Annotated in this window: 19 protein-coding genes; 11 read left to right on the top strand and 8 right to left on the bottom strand. The window is 71.5% G+C overall.

Going from position 1 to position 25,236, the window contains the following annotated elements; translation table 11 throughout:
* Positions 1–3 precede the first annotated feature (3 nt).
* The 6 genes from ABZ854_RS08235 to ABZ854_RS08210 form a co-directional block, all read right to left on the bottom strand.
* A complete protein-coding gene (locus ABZ854_RS08235) occupies positions 4–1,308 on the bottom strand; it encodes a M20/M25/M40 family metallo-hydrolase (RefSeq protein WP_361206132.1) in 1,305 nt (434 codons plus the stop codon).
* Positions 1,301–2,134 (bottom strand): M55 family metallopeptidase, encoded by an 834-nt coding sequence (locus tag ABZ854_RS08230; protein WP_361206129.1) that lies wholly within the window; start codon positions 2,132–2,134, stop codon positions 1,301–1,303. The genes ABZ854_RS08235 and ABZ854_RS08230 overlap by 8 nt, the downstream gene beginning before the upstream one ends.
* Before the next feature lie 97 nt (positions 2,135–2,231).
* A complete protein-coding gene (locus tag ABZ854_RS08225; protein WP_361206126.1) occupies positions 2,232–2,951 on the bottom strand; it encodes a class I SAM-dependent methyltransferase in 720 nt (239 codons plus the stop codon).
* Positions 2,952–3,102: 151 nt separating this feature from the next.
* Positions 3,103–5,589: a SpoIIE family protein phosphatase gene (locus ABZ854_RS08220; protein WP_361206123.1), complete on the bottom strand. Its 2,487-nt coding sequence runs from the start codon at positions 5,587–5,589 to the stop codon at positions 3,103–3,105.
* Positions 5,590–5,732: 143 nt separating this feature from the next.
* Positions 5,733–8,162, bottom strand: coding sequence for a DHA2 family efflux MFS transporter permease subunit (locus tag ABZ854_RS08215; protein ID WP_361206120.1), 2,430 nt, complete (start codon positions 8,160–8,162; stop codon positions 5,733–5,735).
* A 165-nt stretch (positions 8,163–8,327) separates the two neighbouring features.
* Positions 8,328–8,771: an SRPBCC family protein gene (locus tag ABZ854_RS08210; RefSeq protein WP_361206117.1), complete on the bottom strand. Its 444-nt coding sequence runs from the start codon at positions 8,769–8,771 to the stop codon at positions 8,328–8,330.
* Between the two features lie 145 nt (positions 8,772–8,916).
* Between ABZ854_RS08210 and ABZ854_RS08205 the strand changes: the two genes are divergently transcribed.
* Both ABZ854_RS08205 and ABZ854_RS08200 read left to right on the top strand, forming a co-directional pair.
* Positions 8,917–9,996 carry an Rv2578c family radical SAM protein gene (locus ABZ854_RS08205; protein WP_361206114.1) on the top strand — a complete coding sequence of 360 codons (1,080 nt, stop codon included), beginning with the start codon at positions 8,917–8,919 and terminating at the stop codon, positions 9,994–9,996.
* Positions 9,997–10,132: 136 nt separating this feature from the next.
* On the top strand, positions 10,133–11,695 hold the full coding sequence (locus tag ABZ854_RS08200; protein WP_361206111.1) for an alpha/beta hydrolase: 1,563 nt from the start codon (positions 10,133–10,135) through the stop codon (positions 11,693–11,695).
* Between the two features lie 85 nt (positions 11,696–11,780).
* Here the strand turns inward: ABZ854_RS08200 and ABZ854_RS08195 are convergent, their stop codons facing one another.
* A complete protein-coding gene (locus tag ABZ854_RS08195) occupies positions 11,781–12,356 on the bottom strand; it encodes an adenylosuccinate lyase (RefSeq protein ID WP_361206108.1) in 576 nt (191 codons plus the stop codon).
* Positions 12,357–12,777: 421 nt separating this feature from the next.
* Between ABZ854_RS08195 and ABZ854_RS08190 the strand changes: the two genes are divergently transcribed.
* The 9 genes from ABZ854_RS08190 (at position 12,778) to pssA (ending at position 23,710) form a co-directional block, all read left to right on the top strand.
* A complete protein-coding gene (locus ABZ854_RS08190) occupies positions 12,778–14,583 on the top strand; it encodes a 3-hydroxyacyl-CoA dehydrogenase family protein (protein WP_361206106.1) in 1,806 nt (601 codons plus the stop codon).
* 136 nt (positions 14,584–14,719) lie between these two features.
* Positions 14,720–15,529, top strand: coding sequence for a TetR family transcriptional regulator (locus ABZ854_RS08185; RefSeq protein ID WP_361206104.1), 810 nt, complete (start codon positions 14,720–14,722; stop codon positions 15,527–15,529).
* A 411-nt stretch (positions 15,530–15,940) separates the two neighbouring features.
* On the top strand, positions 15,941–17,278 hold the full coding sequence (gene ccrA / locus ABZ854_RS08180; RefSeq protein ID WP_361206309.1) for a crotonyl-CoA carboxylase/reductase: 1,338 nt from the start codon (positions 15,941–15,943) through the stop codon (positions 17,276–17,278).
* Between the two features lie 16 nt (positions 17,279–17,294).
* Complete coding sequence (locus ABZ854_RS08175) at positions 17,295–19,343, top strand: protein meaA (RefSeq protein WP_361206101.1); 2,049 nt, start codon at positions 17,295–17,297, stop codon at positions 19,341–19,343.
* Positions 19,340–20,299: a CoA ester lyase gene (locus tag ABZ854_RS08170; protein WP_129305745.1), complete on the top strand. Its 960-nt coding sequence runs from the start codon at positions 19,340–19,342 to the stop codon at positions 20,297–20,299. Before ABZ854_RS08175 ends, ABZ854_RS08170 begins: the two co-directional genes overlap by 4 nt.
* A gap of 5 nt (positions 20,300–20,304) precedes the next feature.
* Positions 20,305–20,832, top strand: a complete 528-nt coding sequence (locus ABZ854_RS08165) for a MaoC family dehydratase (protein WP_129305746.1) — start codon at positions 20,305–20,307, stop codon at positions 20,830–20,832.
* A gap of 3 nt (positions 20,833–20,835) precedes the next feature.
* Positions 20,836–22,041 (top strand): acyl-CoA dehydrogenase family protein, encoded by a 1,206-nt coding sequence (locus ABZ854_RS08160; RefSeq protein ID WP_361206096.1) that lies wholly within the window; start codon positions 20,836–20,838, stop codon positions 22,039–22,041.
* Positions 22,042–22,212: 171 nt separating this feature from the next.
* Positions 22,213–22,869: a phosphatidylserine decarboxylase gene (locus ABZ854_RS08155; protein WP_361206093.1), complete on the top strand. Its 657-nt coding sequence runs from the start codon at positions 22,213–22,215 to the stop codon at positions 22,867–22,869.
* A gap of 22 nt (positions 22,870–22,891) precedes the next feature.
* Positions 22,892–23,710, top strand: coding sequence for a CDP-diacylglycerol--serine O-phosphatidyltransferase (gene pssA, locus ABZ854_RS08150; protein WP_129311670.1), 819 nt, complete (start codon positions 22,892–22,894; stop codon positions 23,708–23,710).
* 334 nt (positions 23,711–24,044) lie between these two features.
* Here the strand turns inward: pssA and ABZ854_RS08145 are convergent, their stop codons facing one another.
* Complete coding sequence (locus tag ABZ854_RS08145; protein WP_361206090.1) at positions 24,045–25,181, bottom strand: glycerate kinase; 1,137 nt, start codon at positions 25,179–25,181, stop codon at positions 24,045–24,047.
* Positions 25,182–25,236 lie beyond the last annotated feature (55 nt).

Raw genomic sequence — 25,236 nt, 5'->3', positions numbered from 1 at the left:
CCCCTAGGCCGTCCGCAGGAAGCGGTCGAGGACGCGGACGCCGAAGTGCAGGGCGTCGACGGGGACGCGCTCGTCGACGCCGTGGAACAGCGCCTGGTAGTCGTAGCCCTCGGGGAGCCTCAGCGGGGTGAAGCCGTAGCCGGTGATGCCGAGCCGGGAGAACTGCTTGGCGTCGGTGCCGCCGGACATGCAGTAGGGCACGACGTGTCCCTCGGGCGCGAACTCCTCGACGGCGGCCCGCATCCGGGCGAAGGTCGGCGAGTCCACGGGGGCCTGGAGGGCGACCTCGCGGTGGTGGTACTCCCAGTCGACGTCCGGTCCGGTGAGCCGGTCCAGGGTGGCGCGGAACTCCTCCTCGTCACCCGCCAGATAGCGTCCGTCGACATAGGCGACCGCCTCGCCGGGAATGACGTTCACCTTGTAACCGGCGTCCAGCATGGTCGGGTTGGCGCTGTTGCGGACGGTCGACTCGACGAGTTTCGCGGCGGGGCCCAGCTTCTCCAGCAGCCGGTCGACGTCGCGGAAGTCGGCGTCGACGCCGTACAGGGCGGCGAGTTCGGCGAGGGCGGCCCGCACGGTGGGGGTGAGCCGGAGCGGCCACTCGTGCTCGCCGATGCGGGTGACGGCGGCCGCGAGCCGGGTCACCGCGTTGTCGCGGTTGACCTTGGAGCCGTGTCCGGCCCGGCCGCGCGCGGTGAGCCTCAGCCAGCCGGTGCCGCGCTCCCCCGCCGCGATCGGGTAGAGCTGCCGGCCGGAGCCGTCGTGGAAGGTGAACGCTCCGGACTCGCTGACGCCCTCGGTGCAGCCCTCGAACAGTTCGGGGTGTTCGTCGGCGAGGAAGCCGGAGCCGTCCTCGGCGCTGGCCTCCTCGTCGGCGGTGAACGCGATGACGAGGTCCCGGCGGGGCCGTACTCCCTGGCGGGCCCAGGAGCGGACGACGGCGAGGATCATCGCGTCCATGTTCTTCATGTCGACGGCGCCCCTCCCCCACACGACGCCGTCGCGGACCTCCCCGGAGAACGGGTGGACGCTCCAGTCGGCGGCCTCGGCCGGCACCACGTCGAGGTGGCCGTGGACGAGCAGCGCGGCGGCGGCCGGGTCGGTGCCGGGGATCCGGGCGACGACGTTGGTGCGGCCCGGGGTGCGTTCCAGCAGCACCGGTTCGAGGCCCGCGCCGGCCAGCCGCTCGGCCGCGTACTCGGCGGCGGGCCGCTCCCGGCAGTCGCCGCCGCCGCGGTTGGTGGTGTCGATCCGGATCAGGCCGGAGGTGAACTCGACGACCTCGTCCAGTGCCTGCCCGTCAGCCATACTGCTCCTCCACGGCGGCCGAGGCGATCGTCGTGACCGCCTTGAAGGTCCGGATGCCCTCGTACATGGTGTCGCTGGTGTAGGCGACCTTCCGCTCCCCGGTCCGGGCGACGCCGGGCACGACGGTGGCGGCCATCGCCAGGTGCTCGGCGTCGAACTCCACGCCGACCGTGAACGGGCCCGCCGCCACCGGAGTGTGACGGACCGCCAGGTGCGTGGCCTCCTTGGCGGCGGCGCGGATGTCGGCGGCGGTGCGGGCCGGGGTCCGGCACACCGCCGCGTACCGCGACACATGGTCCTTGACGGCGACCTTCAGCGCCTCGGGGGCGTATCCGAGGGCGTCCTCACAGGCCACGTCGTCGCCGGTGACGAGGACGACGGGGACGCCGTACTCGGCGACCACGTGCGCGTTCAGCAGGCCCTCGCTGGCGCGGACGTCGTTGATCCACACGCCGGTGATCTGGTTGGCCAGATAGGTGTGGGCGAGGACGCCCTCCATGCCTGCGCCCGCGTGGTAGCCGACGAAGGCGATGCCGTCCACGTCCCCGTGCTGGACGCCCTCCACCATGGACAGGGACTTGTGCCGGCCGGTGAGCATCTCGACCCGCTCGTCGAGCCGCTCCAGCAGCAGGTTGCGCATCGACCAGTGGGCCTCGTTGACGAGCACCTGGTCGGCGCCCCCGTCGTAGAAGCCCTGGACGGCGGCGTCGACGTCCGAGGTGAACATCGACCGGCACCGCTCCCACTGCGGCGTCCCCGGCAGCACGTCGGCCGGCCAGGTGACGCCCGTGGCCCCCTCCATGTCCGCACTGATGAGGATCTTCATGCCGTGTCACGTTACGCGCTGCCTGGGTCGGCGGCTACGACCCCGGCGGCGCGGAAGCGCTCAGCGGCGCGGAGCCCGGCGCCTGTCCGGGCCCGCCTCACTTTCCGGCGAGCACGAACCAGCGGGCCGGCAGGTCGATGCGGGTGCCGTCCGCCAGGTTCTCGGTCTGCGCGAGGGCCGTGTCGCCGCTGGCGAGGACCGTGAGCCCGGCCTCGCCCAGCAGGGCGGGGATCTCGTCGTCGGAGGCGTCCGCGGGCTTCAGTCCGTGGTGGAAGACCCGGCGCAGCTTGGGTCCGGGACCGCCGGGGTCGGCCGCGGCCCGCTGCAGCACCTCCCGGGAGCCCGAGGTCAGCTCGACGACGAAGGCCCGGCCCTCGGTGCCGACGATCTCGGCGACGGCGGCGGCGACCCGGGAGCGGGCCCCGGGTTCGCTCTGGTGGATGACGGCCCGCATGTACACGTGGCTGTCGCCGAGCCGGGTGTGCAGGGCCCGTACGGCGTCGATGTCGGTGAGGTCCAGCTGCTGGAACTCCACTCCGGTGCCGTTCGCGGCGCGGCGGGCGTGCTCGACGGCCGCGTGGGTGAGGTCCACGCCGACGGCCTTGGCGAACCGGGTCGCGAGGTAGCGGGTCTGGGTGCCGTTGCCGCAGCCGAGGTCGACGATGGTGCGGCTGGTGTCGGCATACGGCAGGAACAGTTCGCTGTGCGGCTGGGAGGTGAGGGAGGGATCGGCGTCCCAGATCGCCTCACCGGGCGCGTCGGAGGTCTCGCTCCAGTAACTCTCCCACGCGTTGCGGTAGTTCTCCGAGACGTTCATTCGATCTCCCCACGGGTCGGTTCCGTGATCGGGATATCGCGACGGGTGTGTTTTCGGCAAGGGGTGGGGGCCCACCTTCACCGGATGTGCTGGCTCCGGACACCTGCCGGGGGGGCGCGCGGTGCAGGCGCGCACCCCCTGATCGGGTGCTCTACGGCGTCCGGTTGATGGCCTGTTCGAACCAGACGGTCTTGCGGTGGCCGCTGGCGCTGGCGCCCCATTCGCGGGCCAGCCGGCTGACCACGCGCAGGCCGCGGCCGAACTCGTCGTAGGGGCGGGCGTTGAGCATGGCGGGCAGGGCCGGCTCGTCGTCGATGACCTCGAACAGCAGGGCGTCGGTGCGGACCAGCCGTAGCCCGATCCGGCCGCTCCCACCGTGCCGTACGGCGTTGGTGACGACCTCGCTGACCAGGAGTTCCGCGGTGTCCACGGGCTGCGGCAGCGCCCACCGCAGCAGCCGCTCGCGGACCACGCGGCGGGCGCGGGCGACCTCGCGCGGGTCGGCGTCGAACTGCCACTCGGCGACGTGGTCGTCGGGGATGCCGTTGAGCCGGGCCATCAGCAGGGCGACGTCGTCCTTGCGGCCGCCGCGGGTGTTGAGGGCGCGGATGATGGTGTCGCAGGCGTCGTCCATGGAGGCGGCGGGGTGCGCGGCGGACTCGCAGAGCGCGGCGAGGCCCTCGCCGATGTCGGAGCCGCGCACCTCCACCAGGCCGTCGGTGCACAGCACGAGCCGGTCGCCGGGCGCGACCCGGACCACCTTCGCCTCGAAGGGGACGCCACCGACTCCTATGGGGGCGCCGGTCGGCAGGTCGAGCAGTTCGCTGCGCCCGTCCTCGGCGCGCACCAGAACGGGCGGGATGTGCCCGGCGTTGGCCATGTGCAGTTCGCCGCGGATGGGGTCGTAGACCGCGTAAAGGCAGGTGGCGAGGTAGTTCTCGCCGAGGCGGCGGGCCAGGTCGTCGAGGTTGCGCAGCAGTTGGGCGGGCGGGGTGCCCATGGCCGCCATCGTCTGTACGGCCGTGCGCAACTGGCCCATCATCGCGGCCGAGTTGAGGCCGTGGCCCATGACGTCGCCGACGACGAGGGCGGTGCGGGAGCCGCCGAGCTTGATGGTGTCGAACCAGTCGCCGCCGATCCGGCCGAGCCGGGTGCCGGGCAGGTAGCGGGTCGCCACGTCGCAGCCGGCCATGCGCGGCGCGACCTGCGGCAGCATGCTGTCCTGGAGGGTGTCGGCGACGTTCTCCTGGTAGGTGTACATGCGCGCGTTGTCGAGCACGAGGCCCGCGCGGGCGGCGAGTTCGGCGCCGGTGGTGTGGTCCATGTCGTCGAACTGGGCGCGGCCGGGGCGCCGCATCAGCACCATGAAGCCGAGGACGACGTTGCGTGCCTTGAGCGGCACGATCAGCAGGGAGCGGCCGGTGATGAGGGGCCTGAGGTCGCGTTTCTCGAACTCGCCCGCGATGCGGTTACCCATCTCCTCGCTGATCTGCGGGATGACGACGGGTTCACCGGTGACCATGCACTGGAAGAACGGGGTGTGCTCGGGGAAGGCGAAGGCCTCGCCGACGGGCACGGTGTCGTCCCAGCGGCCGGGTTCGTCGTTGTGCTCGACCCAGACGCGGTGCATCACGGTGCTGGCGTCCGGCGGTCCGTCCGGGAAGCCCTCGCCGGCCAGGACGGCGGCGCGCAGGTGGGTGCCGGCGAAGTCGGCGAAGCGCGGGACGGCGGCGCTGGTGACCTCCCGGATGGTCTCGCCGAGGTCGAGGGAGGTGCCGATGGCGGAGCTGACCTCGTTGAGGAACTCCAGCCGCTCGCGCACCGCGAGGTACTCCAGGTCGCGTTCGGCGCCGGTCGGGATCACGGGCCCGGTGCGCTGCTGCGGCAGGACCGGTTCCGGGCGGAGGTGTCCGGCGCGCCGGGGGACGCCCCAGTACGGGGTGACGGGCACCCGCTCGAACTGGCTGAACTCCAGGACGGGGTAGCCGAGTTCGAGGACCTGGGAGACGATGCGGCTGCTGAGTCCGGGGCCCATGTTGGGCAGGATCTCGGGCAGCCGCCGCTCCAGGTCCTCGGGGGCGGGCAGTTCGGTGTGGCGGGCGAACCCGGGCGAGATGCGTTCGGCGCTCTCGTCGTCGAAGCCGCGTTCCTGCTGGAGCCGGGTGGCGTCGGCGGCGAGGACCAGCAGCCGGGCCGGTCCGGGGCCGACCAGGGGGTAGGCCCACCAGAGCACGTCGAGGCGGCCCTCGCCGGTGGAGCCGGCGGAGGACCGCTCGTCCTTGGGAGCGGCGACCCGGGCCCGGCCGGCCGTGGGGTAGTCGGTGCGTCCGCCGAGGGATGCCTCCAGGTCGGGGCCGAGGCCGTCGTACGCCTCGAAGCAGTCGTCGGGCATGGGGTCGCCGCGCTGGTCGTCGGCGAACGCACCGGAGACCGGCAGCAGGTCGACGGCGGGCCGGCCCACGGTCTCGTCCCTGCTCATGCCGAACAGGCGTCGCGCTCCGGTGCTCCAGTGGGACACCAGGCCGTCGCGGTCGACGACCACCACGGCCAGCGGAATCCGGCCGGCCGCCGCCGGGTCCGGCGCGCCGTCCCCAGCACCGCGGCTGGGGGGTGCGTCCCGCTCGCTGCCACGGTCCATGGCCCAGGCCCTCTCTCCCCACGGCTGTTCAGTAAACGATCTGTGCCGCCCGCCACTACGGTACGGCGAGCGCCGGTCGTCATGTGCGGCAATCCGGGAATTGGCGCCCCGGAATCACTCGGGCGTGTTCCCTCGCGCCCGGTCTAGTCCTCGTGACCGAGCAGCAGGTCCCGTTCGGTGCGGCCGCCGCCCGCGACCTGCAGGACCGTGGCGACCGGCGGGTAACCTGCGGCGATGACGGTGTACTCGCCGGAGGAGAGGTCGACGAACCGGAACGTTCCGTCGGCGGACGTGGTGAGGGTGTCGACGACGTTCCCGGCGGCGTCCAGGAGGGTCACGCGCGCGTCCTCCACGGGCCGCCCGCCGCCGGCCCGGACGGTGCCCTTCAGCACGGCGCCGCCCGCGAGTTCGACGTCCTGGCGGGTCTCCCGGGAGGCCTGCACGCTGACGGGGAGGGCGGCGGGCCGGTAGGCGGGCGCGCTGGCGGCCAGGGTGTACTCGCCGGCGACCAGTTCGGTGATGAGGTATCCGCCCTCGCGGCCGCTGCGGGTACTGGCGACGACCTCGCCGTGCACGTTGGTGAGGGTGACGGTGGCGTCCCGGACGGGGGTGCCGTCGGCGGTGAGCACGCTGCCGGCGAGGCGTCCGGCGCCGCCGAGGACGACGTCGAGTTCGACGGGCCGCTCGCCGACGGTCACGGAGACCGCCTGCGGCTGGTGGCCGCCGGCTGCGGCGATGAGGACGTACGACCCGGAGCCGGGGGTGGCGAGCGCGTAGCGCCCGTCGTCGCCGCTGGCGCCCCGCCCGATCTGCGCTCCGGCGACGTCGATCAGGGTGAGGGCGGCGCGGGGCACGACGGTGCCGTCGGCGTGCCGCACGGCGCCGCAGACGGGGACTCCGGCGGGGTGGGGCGAACGGGACACCGTGGTTCCCTCGGCGGTGGGCCGGGGCCGGGCCTGCGGGACGGCCGCCTTGGCCCGGCCGGTCTCCGGATCGGTGGCGGGGGCGTTGTGGGACACCAGCGGTTTCTCCTTGAGGAAGAAGGCGATGAGCAGGCCGAGGACGAGCACCGGGACGAGGTAGAGGAAGATCCGGGGCATCGCGTCGGCGTAGGCGCGGATGTAGGCGTCGCGCAGCGCCGGGGGCAGCGTGTGGACGAGCTGCGGGGTGAGGGACTCGGCGTCGGGCAGCCGGGCACCCGCGTGGGCGGGCAGCTCCCGGTGCAAGGCGTCGGTGAGCCGGCCCGCGAAGAGGGTGCCGAAGACGGCGGCGCCGACGCTGCCGCCGATCTGCCGGAAGTAGTTGTTGGCGCTGGTGGCGGTGCCGAGGTCGGCGGGGCGGACGGAGTTCTGCACGGCGAGGACGAGGACGGGCATGACCAGGCCGATGCCGGCGCCGAGGACGGCCATCCAGACGCTGTAGTGCAGCCGGGGGGTGTCGGTGTCCAGCCGGGACAGCAGCCACATCCCGACGGCGGACAGGGCGCCGCCGGCCAGCGGGAAGATCTTGTAGCGGCCGGTGTGGCTGATGAGCTGCCCGGAGACGATCGAGGCGCCGACGATCCCGGCCATCATGGGCAGCATCAGCAGCCCGGACTCGGTGGCGCTGGCGCCGTCGACCATCTGCAGGAAGGTCGGCAGATAGCTGGCCGCGCCGAACAGGGCGACGCCGATGACGAGGCCGACCAGTCCGGTGACGGTGAACACGGGGTCGCGGAACAGCCTGAGCGGGATGAGGGGTTCGGCGGCGCGGGCCTCGGCGAGGACGAAGAGGAGGACGGCTGCGAGGGCGCCCGCGCCGAGGCCGAGGATGGTCCGGGAGCCCCACGCGTACTCGGTGCCGCCCCAGCTGGTGAGCAGCACGAGGCAGGTGGAGGCTGCGGCCAGCAGCAGCGCGCCGGGCACGTCGAGGCGGCCCCGCGCGGCCGGTTTGGGCAGTTTCAGTACGACGGTGACGACGGCCAGGGTGATCAGGCCGAAGGGCACGTTGACGTAGAAGCACCAGCGCCAGGAGAGATGGTCGGTGAAGTAGCCGCCGAGGAGGGGGCCGGCGACGGAGGCGAGTCCGAAGGCGGCACCGATCAGGCCCATGTAGCGGCCGCGCTGCCGGGGCGGCACGACGTCGGCGATGATCGCCTGCACGCCGATCATGAGGCCGCCCGCGCCGACGCCCTGGACCGCGCGGAAGGCGATGAGCTGGTCCATGGTCTGGGCACGGCCGGCGAGTGCCGAGCCGACGACGAAGGCCAGGATCGCGAACTGGAAGACGCCCTTGCGACCGAAGAGGTCGCCGAGCTTGCCGTACAGGGGGAGGCCGACGGTGGCGGTGAGCAGGTAGGCGGTGATCGCCCAGGACATCTTGTCCAGGCCGTGCAGCTCGCCGACGATCTTCGGCAGCGCGGTGGCGACGATCATCTGGTCGAGCGCGGCCAGGAGCAGGGCCAGCATCAGTCCGGTGAACACCAGCCGGATCCGGCGCGGGCCGAGTCCGGCGGTCTCGGCCGGCCCGGGGGCCTCGGGTTCGCCGTGGGGTGCGGTGGCGGGTTCGTCCCGCACCAGAGTCGTCCCGCCCACGTCCCGCTCCCCTCGCCGCACCAGCACCACGTGTCCCGCGCAAGGCGGCAACTGCGGGCAAGTACGGCTGGTTACGGGACGAACCCGATCCGAAGCGGGAACCACCCGAAACGGTGAAGGGGGTGACGCCCCTTCACCGTTCGACGAGGAGCCGGCGGGGGCCGGTTACTTCTCGACGTGCGCGGCGAGGTTGGCGAGGATCGCGTCGTAGATCCGGCCGAGGCCCTTGGGGGCGAAGGTCTTCTCGAAGAAGCCGCCGATACCGCCGGCGCCGTTCCAGGTGGTGGTGGCGACGACCCGGGAGGAGCTCTCGCCGGCCGGGGTGACGCGCCAGGTGGTGACCATGGAGGAGTTGCGGTCCTTCTCGACCAGTTCGCCGTCGGTGGGCTCGGTGACCTCCAGCAGGCAGTCGCGCACGCGCTTGCTGGTCGCCTGGAGCTTCCAGTGGACGAGGGTGCCCTCGCCGTCGCCCCCCTCACGCACCTCGTACTCGCTGAAGTGCTCCGGCAGCAACTGCTGCCGGGTGCCGCGGTAGTCGGCGAGGGCGTCGAACACCTTCTCCGCGTCCGCCGCGACGACCCGCTCGGTAGTGGCCTCGACCTGCGCCATTGCGTTCCTCCAGGGACCTTGCTGCTCGGCATTGCTCCGGTGCGGGCAAGCCAACCACCCCGGCGCCCGGCCGCCCAAATCGGGGGTCGCACGATCATGGGAACAGATGTTCTATTCTGTGTCCCAGTGCTACCGAGGAGGCCTCATGCGCTGGGAGAACCTCACAGACGAGCCCGAACACGGCCGGGCCGACGCCGCGCTGTTCGGCGCGGACGCCGTCAGGACGCGTACGTTCGACACGCCGGAGTTCGCCGGCATCACCTTCCACGAGGTCCGGGCCCGCTCGATCCTCAACCGGGTGCCGGGCGCGTCCCGCATGCCGTTCGAGTGGACCGTCAACCCGTACAGGGGCTGCACGCACGCGTGCGTCTACTGCTTCGCGCGCAAGACGCACAGCTATCTGGACCTCGACACGGGCCTCGGCTTCGACACCCAGATCGTCGTCAAGGTGAACGCGCCCGAGCTGCTGCGCCGCCAGCTGGCGTCCCGGCGCTGGCAGGGCGACCACGTGGCGATGGGCACGAACGTCGACTGCTACCAGCGCGCCGAGGGCCGCTACCGCCTGATGCCGGGCATCATCTCCGCCCTCACCGACCACGCGAACCCGTTCTCGATCCTCACCAAGGGCACACTGATCCTGCGCGACCTGGACCTGCTCGCCCGGGCGGCCCGGGTGACGGACGTGGGCATATCCGTCTCGGTGGGCTTCACCGACTCCGAGCTGTGGCGCACGGTGGAGCCGGGCACCCCGGCGCCCGAGCGCCGGCTCGACGTCGTCCGCACCCTCGGCGAGCACGGCATCGGCTGCGGGGTGCTGATGGCACCGGTGATCCCGTTCCTCGGCGACCGTCCGGCCCAGTTGCGGGCCACGGTGCGCGCGATCGCGGCGGCCGGGGCCACCTCCGTCACGCCCCTGGTGCTGCACCTGCGGCCCGGCGCGCGGGAGTGGTTCATGGCCTGGCTCGGCGCACACCACCCGCACCTGGTGCGCCGCTACGAGCGGCTGTACGCGGAGGGCGCCTACGCGCCGAAGTGGTACCAGCGCCGGATCACCCGTCAGGTGCACGAGCTGGCCGAGGAGTACGGCATCGGGCCCACGCGCGCGGGCGCGGCCCGCCGGACCCGGGCCGCACAGGCGACGGAACCGGCCGCGCCCGCCGGCGGTACGGAACCGTCCGGTGCCGCATCGACCGGTACGGAACCGACCCAACTCACTCTGATCTGAGCGCGTTCGAGGGCATCCCTCGACCCAATTGGGTCAAGTATGGACAGATCACGTTCTTCGGGGCCCCGACGCCGGGACGATGCGGCGAGGACCGTGAACCTCGCGGTTCACCCCACCCTCCGTCCCGGGAGGACCCATGAGAACTCGCGCAGCCCTGCTGTGCGCCGCCGCCGCGATGCTGGCCGGCTCGGTCACGGCCCTGCCCGCGCGGGCCGACACGACCGCCCCCGCGGCCAAGCTCGCCTGGAAGAAGTGCGGCACCGACGACTACCCGGCACTCCAGTGCGCGTCGGTGAAGGTGCCGTTGAACCACGCCGACCCGTCCGGCCGGAAGATCACCCTCGCCCTGTCCCGTGTCCCGCACACCGCCCGGACCTTCCAGGGGCCGCTGCTGGTCAACCCCGGCGGCCCCGGCGGCAGCGGGCTCACCCTCGCCGGTTTCGTCGCCTCCGCCCTGCCCAGGTCGGTGGCGTCCCAGTACGACATCATCGGCTTCGACCCACGCGGAGTGGGCCGGAGCAGGCCCGCCCTCGACTGCTCGCCCGGGTACGCGAACCCGGTGCGGCCGGACTCGGTGCCGGCCACGCCCGAGCTGGAGAAGGCGGCCCTCGCGCGCGTGCGGTCGTTCGCCGCCGCCTGCGGCCGCAAGTACGCGGACCTGCTGCCGTACATGGACACGGTCAGCGCGGCCCGGGACCTGGACACCGTCCGGCAGGCCCTCGGCGCGCGCAAGGTGAACTACTTCGGCTATTCCTACGGCACCTACCTCGGCGCGGTCTACGCGAAGCTGTACCCGGACCGGGTGCGCCGGCTCGTGCTGGACTCGATCGTGGACCCGAGGGGCGTCTGGTACCAGGACAACCTGGGCCAGGACTACGCGTTCAACGACCGGCACCGGTCGCTGATGGCCTGGATCGCCAAGTACGACTCGACGTACCGGCTGGGCAAGGACCCCGAGAAGGTCGAGTCCGAGTGGTACGCGATGCGGGCGGCCCTGGCGAAGAAGCCGGCGGGCGGCAAGGTCGGCGCCTCCGAGCTGGAGGACACCTTCATCCCGGGCGGCTACTACAACGGCTACTGGCCCTACCTCGCCGAGGCGTTCGCTGCCTACGTCCACCACGGGGACGCCGGGCCGCTGGAGGAGGCGTACGAGAACTTCGGCGCGGTGGACGCCGCCGGTGACAACGGCTACAGCGTCTACACGGCGGTGCAGTGCCGGGACGCGTCCTGGCCACGGTCGTGGGAGCGGTGGCGGACGGACACCTGGGAGGTGTACGAGAAGGCTCCGCTGATGGCCTGGAACAACGCCTGGTACAACGCGCCGTGCGCGTTCTGGCCGACGAAGTCGCGGCAGCCGGTGGACGTCACCAACACGAAGCTGCCCCCGGCGCTGCTGTTCCAGGCCACCGACGACGCGGCCACCCCGTACGAGGGCGGCGTGACGACGCATCACCTGCTGGCCCGCTCCGGCCTGGTCGTCGAGGAGGGCGGCGGCAACCACGGCATCACCTTGAGCGACAACGCCTGCCTCGACCGGTACCTGGCGGCCTATCTGACCGACGGCACGGTGCCGCACGGGACCGGGGAGGCGGACGCCGTCTGCCAGAAGTCCCCGGACCCGGAGCCGCTGGAGGCGAAGGCGGCCGCGACGTCGTCGCGCGGTTCGACCCTGCACGCCCTGCTGGGGTACCGCCGCTGAGCCCGCGCACCGTCGCACGCACAGTCGCCGGGGTCCGCCACACGCGGGCCCCGGCGGCCGTGTCCGCGGGAGCGCCCGGCCCGGGTCACCGCGGCTGCGGGATCCGGGCCAGCGCGTGGACCGCCGCCTCGGCGAGGGCCGGGTGGGCCAGCGCCTCGTTCAGCACGCGCCGGGCCCTGGGGTCGCCGAGCGCGCCCAGGCCCTCCACGCAGGCGAGGGCCACCCGGTGGTAGGGGTCGTGCGGACGGAGCCGCCGCTCCAGGGTGGTGATCAGGGCGGGCACGGACTCGGGGCCGTCCAGTTCGGCCAGCAGCCGTACCGGGTGCAGGGCGTAGGCGACACGGAGTTCGTTGGTGGCGAGGGCGGCCGCCGCGCGGGCCGTGCGGGGGTCGCGGAGCCGGGCGAGGGCGTGGGCGGCGGCGGCACAGCGCGGGGGGTCGCGGTGGTTGAGGAACAGCACCAGGGACTCGAAGGCACGCCGGTCACCGGCGCGGCCGAGCCGGAACGCGGCCAGCTCCCGGGCCCACAGCGGCTGCCCGGGCGCGGTGAGCACGTCCGCCAGCACCTCCGCGTCCCCGGTCTCCAGCAGCCGGTCGTACGCCACGGCCCCCTGCGACTCCTGCCGTAAACGCTCCGTGAGCGATCGCAACTCTTCGTCCACGACCCCCAGCGTAGGCGGGCCACGGCCCCGAGGGGACCTACATCACAAAGTCCGGGGGCTGGCGCGCTCGTTACCGGCCGGTTAAGCTCAATCGAGCGAGTTACCCACTCGCGCTTTCGCTTGCGGCGGTCTGGTGACGCGGCCGTCGCGGGCACTGGTCGGTTCGGTACCTCGGTACCGCTGTACGACCCGGCTCCGGGACAGGGCCGGTCGGACGTCAGCCGCTCCGGGGCGTTGTGCGCGCCCCGCACGGACGGCACCGGGCGTGTGCGCCCGTGCCCCCAGCGGGCGAACTCCGCCTGCCGAGGGCACCTGCGGCCCGGCAACACCCGCATCCCGCATTCCTTCTCCGCTCCGGCGTGCGCCTTCCGGCGCACCCGGCGCGTTCCTAGTCGTCACCCCTCATTCCTGGAGTCCCGCGATGGCCACTCCCCTGTCCGACCCTTCCCTGTCCCCCTTGAAGACGATCGCGGTCGTCGGCCTCGGCACCATGGGCACCGGCATCACCGAGGTGCTGGCGACGGCCGGCCGCGAGGTGATCGGTGTCGACCTCAGCGAGGCCCGGACGGCCGCCGCGGTCGCCGCCCTGGAGGCCGCCACCGCCCACTCCGTGGAGCGGGGCCGGCTGACCGGCGAGGAGCGCGCCGACGCCCTGGCCCGGGTCCGCACCTCCACCGACCTCGGCGCGGTGGCCGACGCCGACCTCGTCATCGAGGTGGTCCCGGAGTCGTACGAGATCAAGCACCAGGTCTTCCGGGAGCTGGATGCGATCGTCCGGCCGGAGACGATCCTGGCGACCGGCACCAACGCCCTGTCCGTGACCCGTCTCGCCGCCGACTCGGCGCGTCCGGAGCGGGTGCTCGGCCTGCACTTCTTCAACCCGGCCCCGGTGATGAAGCTCGTCGAGGTCGTCTCCTCGGTGCTGACCGCGCCGCAGGCCGTCGCCGTGGTCACCGACCTGGCGGTCGAACTGGGCAAGGAGCCGGTCGCGGTCGGCGACCGCCCCGGGTTCGTCGCAGACGGGCTGCTGTTCGGCTACCTCAACCAGGCCGCCGCGATGTACGAGGCCAAGTACGCCTCCAGGGAGGACATCGACGCCGCGATGCGGCTCGGCTGCGGCCTGCCGATGGGCCCCCTCGCCCTGCTGGACCTGATCGGTGTCGACACCGCCCGTACGGTCCTGGAGGCCATGTACGCCGAGTCGCACGACCGGCTGCACGCCCCGGCGCCGATCCTGAAGCAGCTCAGCGAGGCGGGCCTTACCGGCCGCAAGTCCGGGCGCGGCTTCTACACCTACGACGCGCCGGGCAGCGCCACGGTCGTGCGGGACGCGCAGACCCCGCTGGAGGGCGGCTCACTCACGCCGGGCCGCGCGGTGCACTCGGTGGGTGTCGCGGGGTCGGGCACCATGGCGTCCGGCATCGCCGAGGTCTTCGCCAAGGCCGGCTACGACGTCGTTCTGGCCGCCCGCAGCGACGAGAAGGCCCAGGCCGCGAGGGCCCGTATCGGCAAGTCGCTCTCGCGCTCCGTCGACAAGGGCCGGCTGACCGCGGAGGCCGCCGCGCAGACCCTGGACCGGATCACCCCTGCGGGTTCCTACGAGGCCTTCGCCGGCGTCGACCTGGCCGTCGAGGCGGTCGCCGAGGACCTGGAGATCAAGCAGCAGCTGTTCCGGACGCTGGACAAGGTGTGCAAGCCGGGCGCGATCCTGGCCACCACGACCTCCTCGCTGCCCGTCGTCGCCTGCGCCCGCGCCACCTCGCGCCCGCAGGACGTGATCGGCATGCACTTCTTCAACCCGGCCCCGGCGATGAAGCTGGTCGAGGTCGTGCGGACGGTGCTGACGGCGGACGACGTCCACGCGACGGTCCGCGAGGTCTGCGGGAGGGTCAGGAAGCACGCGGTGGACTGCGGCGACCGGGCCGGCTTCATCGTCAACGCCCTGCTGTTCCCGTACCTGAACAACGCGATCAAGATGGTGCAGGAGCACTACGCGTCGCTCGACGACATCGACGCGGCGATGAAGCTGGGCGGCGGCTACCCGATGGGCCCGTTCGAACTGCTGGACGTGGTCGGCCTCGACGTCTCGCTGGCCATCGAGAAGGTGCTGCACCGCGAGTTCCGCGACCCGGGGCTGGCCCCGGCGCCGCTGCTGGAGCACCTGGTCGCCGCGGGCTGCCTCGGCCGCAAGACCGGTCGCGGCTTCCGCGAGTATGCCCGCCGCTGAGGGCGTCGGCGACTGGTTCCGGCCGGACCCGGACTGGGGCGGGCTGCTCGATCCCGCCGGTTCTCCCCCGCCCACCGCGGGCGGGGGAAACCCCGGACCTGTGCGTCGAGCTGGGCACATGCAGTACGTTCGGGTCATGTCCCAGCCCGCCAAGTCCTCACGTACCCCTGCCAAGCCCGACGCGCCGGAAAGTGCCGCCGGCAGTCGCGCCGCGGCCCAGCGGCTGAAAATGCGCCGGGAACTGGCGGCCGCGGCGATGGAGCTGTTCGCGACCAAGGGGTACGAGGCGACCACCGTCGACGAGATCGCGGCCGCGGCCGGGGTCGCGCGCCGCACCTTCTTCCGGCACTTCCGCTCCAAGGAAGAGGCGATCTTCCCGGACCACGACGACACTCTGGTCCGTGCCGAGGCCGTGCTCAACGCCGCCCCGGCGCACGAGCATCCGCTCGACACCGTGTGCCGTGGCATCAAGGAGGTCATGCGGATGTACGCGGCGCGGCCGGAGATCTCGGTCGCCCGCTACAAGCTGACGCGCGAGGTGCCCACCCTGCGCGAGGCGGAGATCGCGTCGGTGGCCCGCTACGAGCGTCTGTTCACCCGTTATCTGCTCGGCCACTTCGACGAGCACGCGCACGACGACGACGCCAACGACGACCCGCTGCTGGCCGAGGTCGCCGCCTCGGCGGTGGTCACCGCCCACAACCACGTGCTGCGGCGCTGGCTGCGGGCCGGCGGCCAGGGCGACGTGGAGAACCAGCTCGACCACGCCTTCGCGATCGTCCGCAAGACCTTCGGCTCGGGCATCGGCGCCGGGCGCGACACGACCGGGCGGCCCGCCGCCACGACGGCCTCCGTGGAAGGCGAGGTGCTGGTGACGGTCGCCCGCACCGACGCGCCCCTGGAGGAGGTCATGCGCACCATCGAGCAGGCCCTCAAGGAGCGCTGAGCCGCACCGAGGCGCTTTTCCCGCTGTGACGACGGCCACCCCACGGGTGGCCGTTTTTGCATGTCAGCGCCCCTTTTCACCCGCCCCCGAGGGGCCGTTCGATCGATCATCGCTCATCTGTCAAGTAAAGATTTCACCTGAGAGCAATCTCTGGCACTCAGTGCCTTGCGGGGTGACACGCGGTGTCATACGTTGAAGGTGTTCGGGCTGTCCCCGCAGGCCAATCGCCTCCGTGCCCGGACGCCTGCGTCACAGGCACCCTCCCGCGCCACAAAGCGCTGCCGAAGCACCACCCCCGCCGAACCGACGGCACCCTCACCAAAACCCTCAGCAGCTCTCGCAGCAGCACCGACGCAACCCTCAGCGCCCCTCTTGCTCAGGGCGCTCTTCGCCGGAGGCAACACCGTGACCGTGAAGGACATCCTCGACGCGATCCAGTCGCAGGACGCCACGTCCGCCGACTTCGCCGCCATGCCGCTCCCCGAGTCCTACCGCGCGATCACCGTGCACAAGGACGAGACGGAGATGTTCGCGGGCCTGCAGACCCGCGACAAGGACCCGCGCAAGTCCATCCACCTCGACGAGGTGCCGCTGCCCGAACTGGGTCCGGGCGAGGCGCTGGTGGCCGTGATGGCCTCCTCCGTGAACTACAACTCCGTGTGGACCTCGATCTTCGAGCCGCTCTCGACGTTCGGGTTCCTGGAGCGCTACGGCAAGGTCAGCGAGCTGACCAAGCGGCACGACCTGCCGTACCACATCATCGGTTCCGACCTCGCGGGCGTGGTCCTGCGCACCGGCCCGGGCGTCAACGCCTGGAAGCCCGGTGACGAGGTCGTCGCCCACTGCCTGTCCGTGGAACTGGAGTCCTCCGACGGCCACAACGACACGATGCTCGACCCCGAGCAGCGCATCTGGGGCTTCGAGACCAACTTCGGCGGCCTGGCCGAGGTCGCGCTGGTGAAGTCCAACCAGCTGATGCCGAAGCCGGACCACCTCAGCTGGGAGGAGGCCGCCGCCCCCGGCCTGGTCAACTCCACCGCCTACCGCCAGCTGGTCTCCCGCAACGGCGCCGGCATGAAGCAGGGCGACAACGTCCTGATCTGGGGCGCGAGCGGCGGCCTCGGCTCCTACGCCACGCAGTTCGCCCTGGCCGGCGGCGCCAACCCGATCTGCGTCGTCTCCTCGCCGCAGAAGGCGGAGATCTGTCGCGCGATGGGCGCCGAGTCGATCATCGACCGCAACGCCGAGGGCTACAGGTTCTGGAAGGACGAGCAGACCCAGGACCCGAAGGAGTGGAAGCGCTTCGGCAAGCGCATCCGCGAGCTGACCGGCGGCGAGGACATCGACATCGTCTTCGAGCACCCCGGCCGCGAGACGTTCGGCGCCTCGGTGTTCGTCACCCGCAAGGGCGGCACCATCACCACCTGCGCCTCCACCTCGGGCTACATGCACGAGTACGACAACCGCTACCTGTGGATGTCGCTGAAGCGGATCATCGGCTCGCACTTCGCCAACTACCGCGAGGCGTGGGAGGCCAACCGCCTCATCGCCAAGGGCAAGATCCACCCCACGCTGTCGAAGGTGTACTCCCTGGCGGACACCGGCCAGGCCGCGTACGACGTCCACCGCAACCTGCACCAGGGCAAGGTCGGCGTGCTGTGCATGGCCCCCGAGGAAGGCCTCGGCGTGCGCGACCCCGAGATGCGGGCCAAGCACATCGACGCCATCAACCGCTTCCGCAACATCTGAGACACGGGGGGCATCGATGACAGAGCGTCAGCCCACTGCGGGCGGGCGGCAGAAGGACCGGCCGTGGCTCATGCGGACCTATGCCGGTCACTCGACCGCCGAGGCGTCCAACGAGCTGTACCGGCGCAACCTCGCCAAGGGCCAGACCGGTCTGTCGGTGGCGTTCGACCTGCCGACGCAGACCGGCTACGACCCGGACCACATCCTCGCCCGCGGCGAGGTCGGCCGGGTCGGGGTGCCCGTCTCGCACCTCGGTGACATGCGCCGGCTGTTCCAGGACATCCCCCTGGAGCAGATGAACACCTCGATGACGATCAACGCCACCGCCATGTGGCTGCTGGCGCTCTACCAGGTCGTCGCCGAGGAGCAGGGCGCGGACATCACCAAGCTCCAGGGCACGACCCAGAACGACATCGTCAAGGAGTACCTGTCCCGGGGGACGCACGTCTTCCCGCCGGGCCCCTCGCTCCGCCTGACGACGGACATGATCGCGTACACGGTCTCCCACATGCCGAAGTGGAACCCGATCAACATCTGCAGCTACCACCTGCAGGAGGCCGGGGCCACGCCGGTGCAGGAGATCGCGTACGCGATGTCCACCGCGATCGCGGTCCTCGACGCCGTGCGCGACTCCGGGCAGGTGCCCCAGGAGCGCATGGGCGACGTGGTGGCCCGCATCTCCTTCTTCGTCAACGCGGGCGTCCGCTTCGTCGAGGAGATGTGCAAGATGCGCGCCTTCGGCCGCATCTGGGACAGGATCACCCGGGAGCGGTACGGCATCCAGGACCCCAAGCAGCGCCGCTTCCGCTACGGCGTCCAGGTCAACTCGCTCGGCCTGACCGAGGCGCAGCCGGAGAACAACGTCCAGCGGATCGTGCTGGAGATGCTGGCGGTGACCCTCTCCAAGGACGCGCGTGCGCGTGCCGTGCAGCTGCCGGCCTGGAACGAGGCCCTCGGTCTGCCCCGGCCGTGGGACCAGCAGTGGAGCCTGCGCATCCAGCAGGTGCTCGCCCACGAGAGCGACCTGCTGGAGTACGAGGACATCTTCGAGGGCTCGCACGTCATCGAGGCGAAGGTGGCGCAGCTGGTCGAGGACTCCCTCGCGGAGATCGACCGCATCCAGGAGATGGGCGGCGCCATGGCGGCCGTCGAGTCCGGCTACCTCAAGGCGCAGCTGGTCTCCTCGCACGCCGAGCGGCGGGGCCGGATCGAGTCGGGCCAGGAGAAGATCGTCGGCGTCAACATCTTCGAGACGACCGAACCGAACCCGCTCACCGCCGATCTGGACACGGCGATCCAGACGGTCGACCCGGCGGTCGAGAACCGTGTCATCGACGCGCTCACGGGCTGGCGGGACACCCGCTACCAGCCGCCCTTCAACCACCCGCGTCCGTGCAAGGCGCTGGAGAAGCTGAAGGAGGCCGCGAAGGGCACGGGCAACCTGATGGAGGCCACCCTGGAGTGCGCCCGCGCGGGTGTCACGACCGGTGAGTGGGCCGGCGCGCTGCGGGAGGTGTTCGGCGAGTACCGGGCGCCCACCGGGGTGTCCTCCGCGCCGGTGGCCGTCACCGCCGAGGCCGGCTCGGCGCTCGCCGACGTCCGCGCCAAGGTGGACGCGACCGCCCGCGAGCTGGGGGTGGGCAAGCTCCGCTTCCTGGTCGGCAAGCCCGGCCTGGACGGGCACTCCAACGGCGCCGAGCAGATCGCGGTGCGCGCGCGTGACGCCGGGTTCGAGGTGGTCTACCAGGGCATCCGGCTCACCCCGGAGCAGATCGTGGACGCGGCCCTCGCCGAGGACGTGCACGCGGTCGGCCTGTCCATCCTGTCCGGCTCGCACGCGCAGCTGGTGCCGGACGTGCTGGAGCGCCTGCGTGTGGCCGGTGCCACAGACATCCCCGTGATCGCCGGTGGCATCATCCCGAATGGTGACGCCGACCAGCTCAGGGAAGCCGGAGTCGCCGCCGTCTTCACCCCGAAGGACTTCGACATCACCGGGATCATCGGCGCCATAGCCGACGAGATCCGGAAAGCGAACAAGCTCGACCCCCTGGAGGTCCCCGCATGACCGTCAACCGTCTCCGTCCCCGGCGCTCCTGCCTGGCGGTGCCGGGCTCGAACCCCCGGTTCCTGGAGAAGGCGCAGGGCCTCCCCGCCGACCAGGTCTTCCTGGACCTGGAGGACGCGTGCGCGCCGCTCGCCAAGCCCGAGGCGCGGCACACCATCGTCAAGTTCCTCAACGAGGGCGACTGGACCGGCAAGACCCGTGTCGTGCGCGTCAACGACTGGACGACCGAGTGGACGTACCGCGACGTCGTGACGGTCGTGGAGGGTGCCGGCCCGAATCTCGACTGCATCATGCTGCCGAAGGTGCAGAACGCCCAGCAGATCGTCGCCCTCGACCTGCTGCTGACCCAGATCGAGAAGACGATGGGCTTCGAGGTCGGCCGGATCGGCATCGAGGCGCAGATCGAGAACGCGCAGGGCCTGAACAACGTCAACGAGATCGCGCAGGCCTCGCAGCGCATCGAGACGATCATCTTCGGCCCGGCCGACTTCATGGCGTCGATCAACATGAAGTCCCTCGTCGTGGGCGAGCAGCCGCCCGGCTACCCGGCGGACGCCTACCACTACATCCTGATGAAGATCCTGATGGCCGCCCGCGCCAACGACCTCCAGGCGATCGACGGCCCCTACCTGCAGATCCGCAACGTGGACGGCTTCCGCGAGGTCGCCGGCCGCGCCGCCGCGCTGGGCTTCGACGGCAAGTGGGTGCTGCACCCCGGCCAGGTCGACGCCGCCAACGAGGTCTTCTCCCCCACCCAGGAGGACTACGACCACGCCGAGCTGATCCTGGACGCGTACGACTACTGCACGTCCGAGGCCGGCGGCAAGAAGGGCTCCGCGATGCTCGGCGACGAGATGATCGACGAGGCCAGCCGCAAGATGGCCCTGGTCATCGCGGGCAAGGGGCGCGCGGCCGGCATGCGGCGCACCAGCAAGTTCGAGATCCCGGAAGGCTGAGCGCGATGCAGTTCGGACGCACCTACGAGGAGTTCGAGGTCGGGGCGACGTACAAGCACTGGCCGGGCAAGACGGTCACCGAGTACGACGACCACCTGTTCTGTCTCCTCACCATGAACCACCACCCGCTCCACATGGACACCAACTATGCGGAGAAGACGACGGACTTCGGCAGGAACGTCGTCGTCGGGAACTACATCTACTCCCTGCTGCTCGGCATGAGCGTGCCGGACATCTCCGGCAAGGCGATCGCCAACCTGGAGATCGAGTCGCTCAAGCACGTGGCGCCGACCTTCCACGGCGACACGATCTACGGCCAGACGACGGTGCTGGACAAGTGGCCGTCCAAGTCGAAGGACGACCGCGGGATCGTCTACGTCGAGACCAAGGGCTACAAGCAGGACGGCACCCTGGTGTGCGTCTTCCGCCGCAAGGTCATGGTGCCGACCGAGACGTACATCAAGGAGCGCGGCGGCGAGCAGCCCGGCCGCCCGGAGCTGTCCGCGCCCGCGGAGAAGAAGTCGGAGAAGTAAGCCATGGCCCGTCTCGCCCAGACCGCCGGTCTGACCGACGTCCAGCAGGAGATCCTCTCCACCGTCCGCGACTTCGTGGACAAGGAGATCATCCCGGTCGCGACCGAGCTGGAGCACCGCGACGAGTACCCGCAAGCGATCGTGGACGGCCTGAAGGAGCTCGGCGTCTTCGGGCTGATGATCCCCGAGGAGTACGGGGGTCTGGGCGAGTCGCTCCTGACCTACGCGCTGTGCGTGGAGGAGATCGCCCGCGGCTGGATGTCGGTGTCCGGCATCATCAACACGCACTTCATCGTCGCGTACATGCTCAAGCAGCACGGCACGCAGGAGCAGAGGGACCACTTCCTGCCGCGCATGGCGGCGGGCGACATCCGGGGCGCGTTCTCGATGTCGGAGCCGGCGCTGGGGTCCGACGTGTCGGCGATCACGTCCAAGGCGGTCAGGGACGGCGACGAGTACGTCCTGAACGGCCAGAAGATGTGGCTGACGAACGGCGGCACGTCCTCGCTGGTGGCCGTTCTGGTCCGCAGTGACGAAGGACACCCCGAGGGCACGGCCCCGCACAAGTCCATGACCACCTTCCTGGTGGAGAAGGAGCCCGGCTTCGGCGAGGTCCGGCCCGGTCTGACGATCCCGGGCAAGATCGAGAAGATGGGCTACAAGGGGGTCGACACCACCGAGCTGATCATGGACGGGCTGCGGGTACCGGCCGATCGGGTGCTCGGCGGCGTCACCGGCCGAGGTTTTTACCAAATGATGGACGGAGTCGAGGTCGGCCGGGTCAACGTGGCCGCGCGCGGCTGCGGTGTCGCCCAGCGCGCCTTCGAGCTGGGCGTGGGCTACGCCCAGCAGCGCAGCACCTTCGGCAAGCCGATCGCCCAGCACCAGGCCATCCAGTTCAAGCTGGCCGAGATGGCCACCAAGGTGGAGGCCGCGCATGCGATGATGGTGAACGCTGCACGCAAAAAGGACTCAGGGGAACGAAACGACCTCGAAGCAGGGATGGCGAAGTACCTCGCCTCCGAATACTGCAAGGAGGTCGTGGAGGACGCCTTCCGGATCCACGGCGGCTACGGCTTCTCCAAGGAGTACGAGATCGAGCGCCTCTACCGCGAGGCCCCGATGCTGCTCATCGGTGAAGGTACCGCCGAGATCCAGAAAATGATCATCGGGCGCAGGTTGCTCGAAGAGTATCGATTCCAGGGCTGATTGTCCTGATGCGGGGTGTTTTCTTCGAGAAGAAGATCACACCCCGTAGACACTCTTCGGCCGCCGACTCCGCTTCCTGGCTTGCCCAGTTGTGGCCCGCGACCGGTACGATCCCTCGGAAAGCCGCCGTCCCCCGTTATTGTGCGGCATCATCCGCTACGAAGGTCATCCATGCCCCACAGCCAAACCTCTGCACACCGCGACAGCCTGGTAGGCGCACGCCTCGCGCGCGGAGCATCGCCGTGGCTTCTCCCGACCGTCGCCACCGCAGCCCTCAGCCTGGCCCGCGCCCGCCGCTCGGGCGTCGCCAAGGCCGTCGCCGTGCCCGCCACCGCGCTCGCCGCGGGCATGCTGTGGTTCTTCCGCGACCCCGAGCGCGAGATCGCCCGGGGCAGGGTCATCTCGCCCGCCGACGGAGTGGTGCAGAGCATCATGCCGTGGAAGGACGGCCGCACCCGCGTCGCGATCTTCATGAGCCCGCTCAACGTCCACGTCAACCGCGCACCCCTCGCGGGCACGGTGACGTCGGTCGAGCACATCCCCGGCGGCTTCGTTCCCGCGTTCAACAAGGAGAGCGAGAACAACGAGCGCGTAGTCTGGCATTTCGACACCGAACTCGGCGACATCGAGATGATCCAGATCGCCGGCGCGGTGGCCCGCCGCATCGTGCCCTACCTCCCCGAGGGTACGAAGGTCGAGCAGGGCGACCGTATCGGTCTGATCCGCTTCGGCTCGCGTGTCGACCTCTACCTGCCCGAGGGCGTGGAGGTCGCGGTCGAGGTCGGACAGAAGACCGTGGCTGGGGTGACTCGCATTGACCGTGATTGATCCGGAGACCCAGGCGGGCTGGGTGCCCGAGGCAGACGAGGTGGACGACGGGGAGGAGATGCCGCTCTCGCTCCGCCTGTCGATAGCGGACACCCTCACCCTCGGCAACGCGACCTGCGGGTTCATGGCGGTGTACTTCACCACCACCGGCATCCTGATCCCGCACCTCACCGGCAGCCAGGAGTCGGGCATGGCCCGGCACAGCGCGGCCACGGCCGTCATCCTGATGCTGTGCGCGGCGGTCTTCGACCTGTTCGACGGGCTGGTCGCCCGCAAGCTGCGCAGCTCGCCGATGGGGGCCGAGCTGGACAACCTGTCCGACCTGATCAGCTTCGGCCTGGCGCCCGCGTACTTCGTCCTCGTCTACGGCATGGTCGCCGACGACGCGCACCAGCGGGTCGCGGCGCTGGGAGCGATCGTCGTCCTCCTGGCCGTCGTCCTCCGGCTGGCGCGCTTCAGCTGCGTGACGATGAAGGACGGGGTGTTCCAGGGCATGCCGTCGCCGTTCGGCGCGCTGACGGTCGTCTCGATCGTGCTGCTGGAGCTGCCGTTCGTGGCGACGCTGCTGGCGATCCTGGGCACGGCGTGGCTGATGGTGAGCCGGGTGGAGTACCCGAAGCCCCGTGGCCGCCTCGCGGGCGCGATGCTCGGCTGGATCGTCCTCTCCATGGGCCTCCTGGCCGGCTGGGCCTTCGACGCGCCGAGCGGGCAGCTGCTCCTCCAGACGGGGTGCGCGCTGCAACTGGTCATGGGCGCGGTGATCCCGCTGTTCGCGACGGCACGTCGAGTGAACAACTTCCGCGACAACCGCCGCGAGGCACGAACGGCCCAGCTGCCGTAGCGGTACGAGTACGAAGCGAAGGGCCCTGGACCAACCGGTCCAGGGCCCTTCGCCGCAGTGCCCCCGGGGACTCCGGCCCCCCACTTGCCCACACACCCACCCGGCTCGGCCGCCTACTAGCCCCACCGAGCCGACCAGCCCCCCCGTCGACCGACCGAGCCAGGCGATGCCCCGCGACCCACCGAGCCGGGCGGCTGCCCACTCGACGCACCGAGCCGGGCGGTGGGTGGGCGAGGCCCCGGGGGGCAGGGGCGGAGCCCCCAGGGGGTGCCCGTTCGACCTACGGAGTCGGGTGGGGGGTGGGCGAGGACCGGGGCAGGGCGGAGCCCCGGGCTCAGGTCAGGTGGGTTTCGGCGATGCTCGCAGCAACCCGCTCCAGGATCGGCCCGGCCTCCGCGATGCACCGCGCGACATCCGGCTCCACCGACGTCAGCGGATACGCCCGCGAGATCCCCGCCCGCTCCAGCGCCGCAGGCTCCAGCGCCAGCCGCCCGCACACCGCCACCACCGGCTTCCCCGCGGAGCGGGCCGCCGCGGCGACCCCGGCGGGAGCCTTCCCGTGCAGGGTCTGCTCATCCAGCGACCCCTCGCCGGTGATCACCAGCGAGGCCCGCGCCAGCGCCGGCGCGAACCCCAGCACGTCCAGCATGACCTCGATCCCGGCCCGGAACCGCGCACCCAGCAGCAGCGCCCCGTACCCGATGCCGCCCGCGGCACCCGCACCCGGCGCCGCCGCGTATTCGGCGGCACGCGGCCCCACCTCGGTCTCCAGGACCGTCGCGAAGTGGGCCAGCGCCGCGTCCAGCGTGTCCACGTCGTCCAGCGAAGCCCCCTTCTGCGGGCCGTACACCGCGGGCGCTCCCTTCGGCCCGGTCAGCGGATTGTCGACGTCGCTCGCGAGCACCAGCTCCACGGACGACAGCCGCGGGTCCAGACCGGACAGGTCGGTGCGCGCCAGGGCCGCGAGACCGCCGCCGCCCGGCGGCACCGGCTCACCGTCGGCGTCCAGGAAGCGCGCGCCCAGCGCGGACAGCATCCCGGCACCGCCGTCGGTCGTCGCGCTGCCGCCGACACCGAACACGATGGTCCGCGCGCCCGCGTCCAGCGCGGCCCGCAGCACCTCGCCCGAGCCGTACGTCGACGCGGTCAGCGGCGCGAAGACACCGGCGGGCAGCCGCTGCAACCCGCTCGCCTCGGCCATCTCCACGACCGCCGTGTCGCCGCGCAGCGCGAACGCCGCCGTCACCTCGTCGCCGAGGGGCCCGGTGACCCGTACCTCCCGGCGCTCGAACCCGGCCGCGACCGCCGCGTCCACGGTGCCGTCGCCGCCGTCGGCCACGGGCAGCGCCTCGACGTCGAGACCGGGCACGACCCGGCGCAGCCCGGCCGTCACCCGCTCGGCGACCTGCACGGCCGTCAGCGAGCCCTTGAACTTGTCCGCGGCGATGAGCACCCGACGGGTCTCGTTCACTGCAGCGTCCGCCACCTTGCTTACCCCTTGCTCTCCGGGCCCCGACGCACGTCAG

Source organism: Streptomyces sp. NPDC047028, from assembly GCF_040644095.1.
GTDB lineage: Bacteria > Actinomycetota > Actinomycetes > Streptomycetales > Streptomycetaceae > Streptomyces.
Note: the sequence above shows the minus strand (reverse complement) of the source record. Positions and strands in the feature narration are given on the sequence as shown.

Coding starts and splice junctions, on each gene's coding strand:
- ABZ854_RS08235 (WP_361206132.1), bottom strand. CDS start 1,308: ATGGCTGACGGGCAGGCACTGGACGAGGTCGTCGAGTTCACCTCCGGC.
- ABZ854_RS08230 (WP_361206129.1), bottom strand. CDS start 2,134: ATGAAGATCCTCATCAGTGCGGACATGGAGGGGGCCACGGGCGTCACC.
- ABZ854_RS08225 (WP_361206126.1), bottom strand. CDS start 2,951: ATGAACGTCTCGGAGAACTACCGCAACGCGTGGGAGAGTTACTGGAGC.
- ABZ854_RS08220 (WP_361206123.1), bottom strand. CDS start 5,589: ATGGACCGTGGCAGCGAGCGGGACGCACCCCCCAGCCGCGGTGCTGGG.
- ABZ854_RS08210 (WP_361206117.1), bottom strand. CDS start 8,771: ATGGCGCAGGTCGAGGCCACTACCGAGCGGGTCGTCGCGGCGGACGCG.
- ABZ854_RS08205 (WP_361206114.1), top strand. CDS start 8,917: ATGCGCTGGGAGAACCTCACAGACGAGCCCGAACACGGCCGGGCCGAC.
- ABZ854_RS08200 (WP_361206111.1), top strand. CDS start 10,133: ATGAGAACTCGCGCAGCCCTGCTGTGCGCCGCCGCCGCGATGCTGGCC.
- ABZ854_RS08190 (WP_361206106.1), top strand. CDS start 12,778: ATGGCCACTCCCCTGTCCGACCCTTCCCTGTCCCCCTTGAAGACGATC.
- ABZ854_RS08185 (WP_361206104.1), top strand. CDS start 14,720: ATGTCCCAGCCCGCCAAGTCCTCACGTACCCCTGCCAAGCCCGACGCG.
- ABZ854_RS08175 (WP_361206101.1), top strand. CDS start 17,295: ATGACAGAGCGTCAGCCCACTGCGGGCGGGCGGCAGAAGGACCGGCCG.
- ABZ854_RS08170 (WP_129305745.1), top strand. CDS start 19,340: ATGACCGTCAACCGTCTCCGTCCCCGGCGCTCCTGCCTGGCGGTGCCG.
- ABZ854_RS08165 (WP_129305746.1), top strand. CDS start 20,305: ATGCAGTTCGGACGCACCTACGAGGAGTTCGAGGTCGGGGCGACGTAC.
- ABZ854_RS08160 (WP_361206096.1), top strand. CDS start 20,836: ATGGCCCGTCTCGCCCAGACCGCCGGTCTGACCGACGTCCAGCAGGAG.
- ABZ854_RS08155 (WP_361206093.1), top strand. CDS start 22,213: ATGCCCCACAGCCAAACCTCTGCACACCGCGACAGCCTGGTAGGCGCA.